The 7,411-nt window shown below is 64.9% G+C and carries 6 protein-coding genes and 3 tRNA genes; 8 read left to right on the top strand and 1 reads right to left on the bottom strand.

Annotated features, from left to right (window positions below):
- The 8 genes from ACNFCI_RS22695 to ACNFCI_RS22660 all read left to right on the top strand — a co-directional run bounded on the left by ACNFCI_RS22695 (nt 1) and on the right by ACNFCI_RS22660 (nt 4,004).
- A tRNA-Glu gene (locus tag ACNFCI_RS22695) sits at nt 1–76 on the top strand.
- A 69-nt stretch (nt 77–145) separates the two neighbouring features.
- A tRNA-Ala gene (locus ACNFCI_RS22690) sits at nt 146–221 on the top strand.
- A gap of 42 nt (nt 222–263) precedes the next feature.
- Nucleotides 264–339 (top strand) — tRNA-Glu (locus ACNFCI_RS22685).
- Between the two features lie 166 nt (nt 340–505).
- Nucleotides 506–1,045: a TetR/AcrR family transcriptional regulator gene (locus ACNFCI_RS22680; protein ID WP_084855043.1), complete on the top strand. Its 540-nt coding sequence runs from the start codon at nt 506–508 to the stop codon at nt 1,043–1,045.
- A 22-nt stretch (nt 1,046–1,067) separates the two neighbouring features.
- Nucleotides 1,068–1,901, top strand: coding sequence for an alpha/beta fold hydrolase (locus ACNFCI_RS22675; RefSeq protein WP_084855044.1), 834 nt, complete (start codon nt 1,068–1,070; stop codon nt 1,899–1,901).
- Nucleotides 1,902–1,944: 43 nt separating this feature from the next.
- Nucleotides 1,945–2,379, top strand: coding sequence for an acyl-CoA thioesterase (locus ACNFCI_RS22670; protein WP_084855045.1), 435 nt, complete (start codon nt 1,945–1,947; stop codon nt 2,377–2,379).
- 51 nt (nt 2,380–2,430) lie between these two features.
- Complete coding sequence (locus tag ACNFCI_RS22665; RefSeq protein WP_084855046.1) at nt 2,431–3,402, top strand: tRNA dihydrouridine synthase; 972 nt, start codon at nt 2,431–2,433, stop codon at nt 3,400–3,402.
- A 158-nt stretch (nt 3,403–3,560) separates the two neighbouring features.
- Complete coding sequence (locus ACNFCI_RS22660; protein ID WP_084855047.1) at nt 3,561–4,004, top strand: Hsp20 family protein; 444 nt, start codon at nt 3,561–3,563, stop codon at nt 4,002–4,004.
- A 60-nt stretch (nt 4,005–4,064) separates the two neighbouring features.
- Here the strand turns inward: ACNFCI_RS22660 and ACNFCI_RS22655 are convergent, their stop codons facing one another.
- Nucleotides 4,065–7,361, bottom strand: a complete 3,297-nt coding sequence (locus tag ACNFCI_RS22655; protein ID WP_368829250.1) for a PAS domain S-box protein — start codon at nt 7,359–7,361, stop codon at nt 4,065–4,067.
- Nucleotides 7,362–7,411 lie beyond the last annotated feature (50 nt).

Below are 7,411 nucleotides of genomic sequence, written 5' to 3'. Positions count from 1 at the left end.
GTCCCCTTCGTCTAGTGGCCTAGGACACCGCCCTTTCACGGCGGTAACAGGGGTTCGAGTCCCCTAGGGGACGCCACTTTTACCCGCGCTTTGCGGGAGTTGAAAGGCTCATTCGCATATTGGATGGGCCTTTTGTTTTCACCTTGGGGCTATAGCTCAGCTGGGAGAGCGCCTGCATGGCATGCAGGAGGTCAGCGGTTCGATCCCGCTTAGCTCCACCAATTCTGCCAGGGCCTGCGTAAGCAGCCTGCACGAAGGTTCACGTCCCCTTCGTCTAGTGGCCTAGGACACCGCCCTTTCACGGCGGTAACAGGGGTTCGAGTCCCCTAGGGGACGCCATTTTTACCCGCGTTTTGCGGGACTTCAAAGGCTCATTCGCATATTGAATGGGCCTTTTGTTTTTCTCCTTCCGAAAAACATGTGCTGCACGGCCGGCAGCAGATTTTGCTTGCCAATAAATATTACGAGCATAATATTGCGCTCATAATGTTTTCGAGAGCCGGCCATGAGCGACAAGAAGAGCAAGACCCGCGAGCGCATCCTGGATGCGGCCTGCAGCGCCCTTATCCAGCACGGCCCCGCTGAACCGAGCGTGAGCCAGGTAATGAGCGCCGCAGGGCTGACGGTAGGTGGGTTCTATGCCCATTTCGACAGCAAGGATGAACTTATGCTGGAGGCGTTTCGCCAGTTACTGGGTGAGCGACGTGCATTGCTCGCCCAGGTGGACCCCAGCCTCGATGCCGAAGGGCGGCGGGCCCTGGTAGCGGCCTTCTACCTGTCGCGCAAGCACCGCGATGCCGAGGAGCATGCCTGCCCGCTGCCCAATGCCTTGAGCGAGATGCAGCGTTTGCCGGGTGCCTTCCGTGAGGTGCTGGCCGAGCACATCGAGCTGATCACCGCGCAGATGGTCGATCGGCCCGAAGACATCGACAAGGCCATCGCCGACCTCGCCTTGATGGTTGGCGGCCTGGCCCTGGCCCGAGCCCTGGGCGGTACCGAGCTGTCCGACCGGATCCTGCGTGCCGCCAAGTCGGCGGTGATCTGAACCACCTCCCCTGGAGCAAGCCATGACTACCCTGAGCTGGATTCGCGGCGTCAACGCAACCCTCGGCCGCCTGGCCCCCGAACATGTCGCCGGGAGAATGCGCCGGGCCTTCATGACCCCGCGCAATTTGCCCCCGCGGCAGTGGGAGCTGCCGCTGCTGGCCAGGGCCGAGCGCATCACACTGCGTTTCGGCTTGTCGGCCCTGCGCTGGGGCAAGGGACCGACCGTGTTGATGATGCACGGTTGGGAAGGGCGTCCAACGCAATTCGCCGCGCTGATCGACACCCTGGTGGCCGCCGGGCATACGGTGGTCGCCCTGGAGGGCCCGGCCCATGGTCGCTCTCCAGGCCAACAGGCGCATGTGGTGCTGTTCGCCCGTGCCCTGTTGGAGGCCGCTGGCGAATTGCCACCGCTGCGGGCCGTGATCGGCCATTCCATGGGGGGCGCCAGCCTGCTGCTGGCTTTGCAATGGGGCTTGCGTACCGAGGCGGCGGTGAGCATCGCTGCGCCGGCGCAGCTATTGGGTGTTCTGCGTGGCTTCGCCCATCGGCTAGGGCTGCCGGCACGCGCCAGGGCGGCCTTCATTCGTCAGATCGAACAGGATGTCGGCGTGCAGATTTCGCGCCTGGACGTCAGCGGCTATCAGCTGGACGTGCCCGGGCTGGTGGTGCACGCCAGTGACGACCCCCTGGTGCCGGCCAGCGAGGCCCAGTTGATCCACAAGGCCTGGTTCGACAGCCGCCTGATGGTGCTGGAGGAGGGTGGGCACCAGCGTGTGCTGGCCGACCCGCGGCTGAACGAGGCCGTGCTCGAGCTGCTGGCCCGCACCGCGATCGGCGCACGGCAAAGCGCCTGAGATCCGGTACACTCTGCCCGTTCACTGACCAATGGGAGCGGGCATGAGCTGGGACCTGGCATCGCCATTCATCATCGACCTTCGCGTCGGCGCCGAGGACATCGACGGCCTCGGCCACGCCAACAACGCCGTCTACGTCACCTGGCTGGAGCGCTGCGCCTGGCGGCATTCCCAGCGCCTGGGGCTGGACCTGGCCGAATACCGGCGCCTGGACCGCGCCATGGCCGTGGTGCGCCACGAAATCGACTACCTGGCCGCCGCCTACGAGGACGACGAGCTGCAACTGGCCACCTGGATCATCGACTGGGACCAGCGCCTGCGCATGACCCGCCGCTTCCAGCTCAAGCGCCCCCGCGATGGTGTCACCGTGCTGCGCGCACAAACCACCTTCGCCTGTATCGAGCTTTCCAGCGGCAAGCCCAAGCGCATGCCAGCCGAGTTTCTCGACGGCTACGGCCCGGCGCTGATCGGCGCCTGAACGCGCTGTCTTTTTTGCTAGACTGCCGCCTTTTTGCGCTGAGACCCTGAAATGCAAATTGCCCTGGCCCCCATGGAGGGGCTGGTCGACAACATTCTGCGCGACGTCCTGACCCGGGTCGGAGGCATCGATTGGTGCGTCACCGAGTTCATCCGTGTCTGCGATCGCCTGTTGCCGCCTTCGTCGTTCGACAAGCTGGCGCCGGAGCTGCGCCAGGGCGCACGGACCGCAGCCGGGGTGCCGATGCGCGTGCAACTGCTCGGCTCCGACCCGGCGTGCCTGGCCGATAACGCGGTGCTGGCCTGCGAGCTTGGCGCGCCAGTGATCGACCTGAACTTCGGCTGCCCGGCCAAGACCGTGAACAAGTCACGCGGTGGCGCGGTGTTGCTCAAGGAGCCGGAGCTGCTGCACGCCATTGTTCGTGAAGTGCGCCGGGCGGTGCCGGCACACATTCCGGTAACGGCGAAGATGCGCCTGGGCTTCGACAGCCCGGACGGCGCCCTGGAATGCGCCACGGCCTTGGCCGAAGGCGGTGCCGGGCATTTGGTGGTGCATGCCCGGACCAAGGTCGAAGGCTACAAGCCGCCGGCTCACTGGGAGTGGGTGGCGCGGGTACAGGATGTGGTGAAGGTGCCGGTGTTCGCCAATGGCGAGATCTGGAGCGTGGACGATTGGCGTCGTTGCCGTGAAGTCAGCGGAGCCGAGGACATCATGCTCGGCCGGGGCCTGGTCTCGCGGCCGGACCTGGGCCTGCAGATCGCCGCTGCGCGCGATGGGCGGGACTATCAGCCCATGAGCTGGGACGAGCTGCTGCCGCTGCTGCGCGAATTCTGGCGCCAGGCCCAGGCCAAGCTGTCGCCGCGCTATGCGCCGGGGCGGCTGAAGCAGTGGCTGGCCATGCTGACCCGCAGCTATCCTGAGGCGGTGGCATTGTTCGCCCAGTTGCGGCGCGAGGATGACTGCCTGCGGATCAGTGGGCTGCTCGGGGTTGGCGTGCAGGCATTCGATGAGTGCGTTGCCTGACCGGCCCAATCCAAGGCAATTGCTTCACGGAGCTGGCGCAAAAAAAATTTTGCTCATGCCTCTTGAAACCGTCTTGTCGGCCCCTATCTCTTGAGTACGCGATGCCGAAGTCGGGTCGCGTAGTGACTTAACTTGCTGAATCTCAGGAGTTCATGACCATGACTACCGCTTTCTCTCTCGCACCGCTGTTCCGCAATTCCGTCGGCTTCGACCGTTTCAATGACCTGTTCGAGTCCGCGGCACGTAACGAGGCGGGTAGCAGCTACCCTCCCTACAATGTGGAAAAGCACGGCGATGACCACTATCGCATCGTGGTTGCCGCAGCCGGTTTCCAGGAGCAGGACCTCGACCTTCAGGTCGAGAAAGGCGTCCTGACCGTCACCGGCGGCAAGCGCGACAACAGCACCGAAGGCGTTACCTACCTGCACCAGGGCATTGCCCAGCGCGCCTTCAAGCTGTCCTTCCGCCTGGCTGACCACATCGAGGTGAAGGCCGCGGGCCTGGCCAACGGCCTGCTCAGCATCGACCTGCTGCGCATCGTGCCGGAAGAAGCCAAGCCCAAGCGCATCCCGATCAATGGCGAACAGCCTGCGTTGAACTGAGTTCGGCTCAGTGAAGAAAGGGCACCTTCGGGTGCCCTTTTTGCGTTTCTGGGACGCGCCTCAATAATCCGCCGGGGTCTCGATCAATATTTGGCGGAACTCCATCAGCGGCAGTGGCCGACTGTGCAGGTAGCCTTGGTACAGGTGGCAACCCTGGCGCTCGAGGAATTCCAGCTGCCCGGACTGCTCGACCCCTTCGGCGATCACCGCCAGGTCCAGGCTGCGGGCCATGGCCACGATGGCCCGGACGATCTCGGCGTCGTTCGGGTCGTTGGGGGCGTCGCGCACGAAGGTCTGGTCGATCTTCAAGGTATCCACCGGCAGGCGTTTGAGGTAGGTCAAGGAGGAGTAGCCGGTACCGAAGTCGTCCATGGCAAAGCTCACCCCATAGCGTTTGAGCTCGCGCATCTTATTGATGGTGTCCTCCAGGTTCTGGATGACGATACCCTCGGTGATCTCCAGCGTCAGCATGCTCCGTGGCAGGCGGTAGTCGTCCAGGCTGCGCAGCACCCGTTCGACGAAATCGTTCTGGCGGAATTGCCGGGGGCTGATATTGACGCACAGGCTGAAGTCGTCGGCATCGATCAGCCCGTCGGCCAGCATGCGCGCGCAGGCATCGCAGGCTTCGTCGAGAATCCAGTTGCCAACTTCGAGGATCAGGCCGCTTTCTTCCAATACCTGGATGAACTGCGCTGGAGGTTGCTGGCCCAGTTGGGGGTGATGCCAGCGCAGCAGCACTTCGGCGCCGACGATGCGGTTGTCGCGGGCATCGACTTGGGGCTGGAAGTGCAGGGCAAGCTCGCCCCTGGCCAGGGCCAGGCGCAGGTCGGTCTCCATGCGCAGGCGCTCGCTGGCCGCCTTCTGCATGGTGGTATGGAACAGCTGTGTGGTGTTGCGCCCCGAGTCCTTGGCCCGGTAGAGGGCGATATCGGCACGCTTGAGCAGGTCGGCCGGGGTCGCGCCGTGGTCGGGAATCAGTGCCACGCCGATGCTCGGTGTCACCTGCAGGCGCTGGCCGTCCAGGGACATCGGCTCGGCGAGCAGCTCGCGCAGGGTGTCGGCCAGGTCGCGCACTTTGTGCTCGACCTGTTCGCGGCTGCCCTCCAGGCCGCTGAGCAGTACCACGAACTCGTCGCCGCCCAGGCGCGCCACGGTGTCTTCCAGGCGAACGCTGGCCTCCAGGCGGGCGGTGATGATCTTGAGCACGGTATCGCCCACCGGGTGGCCGAGGGAGTCGTTGATGTGCTTGAAGTGGTCCAGGTCCAGGAACAGTAGGGCGCCGCGCAGGTTGTGGCGTTTGAGCAGGGCGATCTGCTGGCTCAGGCGGTCCATCAGCAGGGCGCGGTTGGGCAGGTTGGTCAGCGGGTCGTGGTAGGCCAGGTGGCGGATCTGTGCCTGCGCATTCTTCAACTGGCTGACGTCCCGGGCGGTCAACAGCAGGCAGTCGGCTTCGTTGAGGCTGAGCGGTTCCACCGAGACCTCCACGGTCAGGATGTCACCGCGTTTGTTGCGCCCGAGCATTTCCCGGTGATGCACCCGGCCATGCTCCTTGAGCTCGGTCAACAAGGCGGCGCGTTGCTTCTCGTCGGCCCAGATGCCGATCTCATAGACGCTGCGGCCGATCACCTCGGCAGCGCTGTAACCGGTCAGTCGGCAGAAACCATCGTTCACCTCCAGGTAGCGGCCCGTCCTGCGTTCGGTGAGGGTGATGGCGTCGGGGCTGGAATGGAAGGCCTTGGCGAACTTTTCCTCGCTGGCCTTGAGCGCTGCCTCGGCGCGCTGCTGCTGGGTGATGTCACGCAGCGTCGTGACGCTGCAGGGGGCACCGTCGACCGTGATCAGGCAGCTGGAAATCAGGCAAGTGAGGGCGGTGCCGTTGCGGTGATTGACCACCACTGCCACGTTGCTCAGGGCTTTTTCGCGGATCACCCGCTCGATGCGCTGCGCGCGGGCGGCCGATTCGGCCCATAGGCCGATCTGCTCGGCAGTGCGGCCGATTACCTGGTCGGCGCTCCAGCCGAAGGTCTGGGTGAAGGCGCGGTTGATCTCGATGAACTGGCCACTGTCCTGGCGGGTCACGCAGATCGGGTCGGGGCTGACCTGGAACAGGCTGGCGAACTTTTCCTCCGAGGCCGTCAGACGCTGTTCACGTTCCACCTGATCGGTGATGTCGAGCAGGGTGCCGGCCATGCGCAGCGGGTTGCCTTGCTCGTCGCGGTACAGGCGGGCGCGGCTTTCGATATAGCGCGAGGCGCCGTTCTCCAGTTGCACGCGATAGGTGATCTGGTAGTTGCCCGCCGGCCCTTCGCGCAGGCTGCGGTAGGCCTGGCGCATGACGTTGCGCTCCTGCTCGGGCACGCCCTCGAAGAAGGCGTCGAAGGACTCGTGGAACGGCACCGGTTCCAGCCCGTGCAATTGCGCGGCGCGGGCCGAGCCATAGAGCATGCCGCTGGGGATGTGCCAGTCCCAGGTGCCCAGTTGCGCGGAGTCCAGCGCAAGGTCCAGGCGCTCCTGGCTGTCCTTGAGCGCCTGTTCGGCGCGCTTGCGTTCGCTGGTGTCGACGAAGGTGCTGAGCAGGTACGTCACGCCCTCGAGCTCGATGCTCTGGGTGCACAAGATGCCGTCATGGAGCTTGCCGGTACTGGCCCGGAACTGCACTTCCAGGGTCAGCGGGCCGCCGTTGCCGCGGGTATTGTCCAGCACTTGGTGGCGCAGGTCAGGGTTGACCCACAGGCCCAGCTCCAGGGTGGTCTTGCCGACCACCTGGTCGCCCGGCCAGCCGAACATGTCCTCGAAGTGCTGGTTGACCTCGTAGATCATGCCGTCGTGGCGGCGGGTCAGGAGAATGGCATTGGGGCTCAGGTGAAACAGCGTGGCAAAGCGCTTTTCCGAGTTGATCAGCGCGGTTTCCCGCTCCCGTTGGCGGGTGATCTCACGTACCACGCCGATCATCTGCGGGCGGCCGTGGTGGTCGTGGGTCAGGCTGCCATTGATCTCCAGCCAATGCAGGCTGCCGTCCGGCCAGCGGATGCGGTGGCGCATGGCCTGTTCCACCGGCTCGCCATTGACCACGGCCTGGAACACCTGGCGTGTGCGGGCGCGGTCTTCCTCGGGCAGCAACTCGAGGTAGTCGATATCGCGGGGCATCGGCCGCTGCGGGTCGAAACCGAACAGTGCCTGGGTGGCGCGGGACCAACTGACCCGGCCGCTTTCGATATCCCAGAGCCAGGCGCCGAGACGGGCCCCATTGAGCGCGGCCAGCAGTTGCGGGGCGTTCTGCCAGGTCTGCTCCGACTCCTGGGGATCCGCCGCGTGGATGCGCGGCAGGCGCGGAAAACGGTTTGCTGATTTTGGCATCGATACCAGACCTTTGGCGGATGACGCGTCCTTGAAGAAGGCCGACCGAC

This window comes from Pseudomonas sp. NY15356, from assembly GCF_048068175.1.
Taxonomy (GTDB): Bacteria; Pseudomonadota; Gammaproteobacteria; order Pseudomonadales; family Pseudomonadaceae; genus Aquipseudomonas; species Aquipseudomonas putida_K.
The sequence above is the reverse complement of the archived record's forward strand: the minus strand, read 5'-3'. Positions and strand labels throughout refer to the sequence as shown.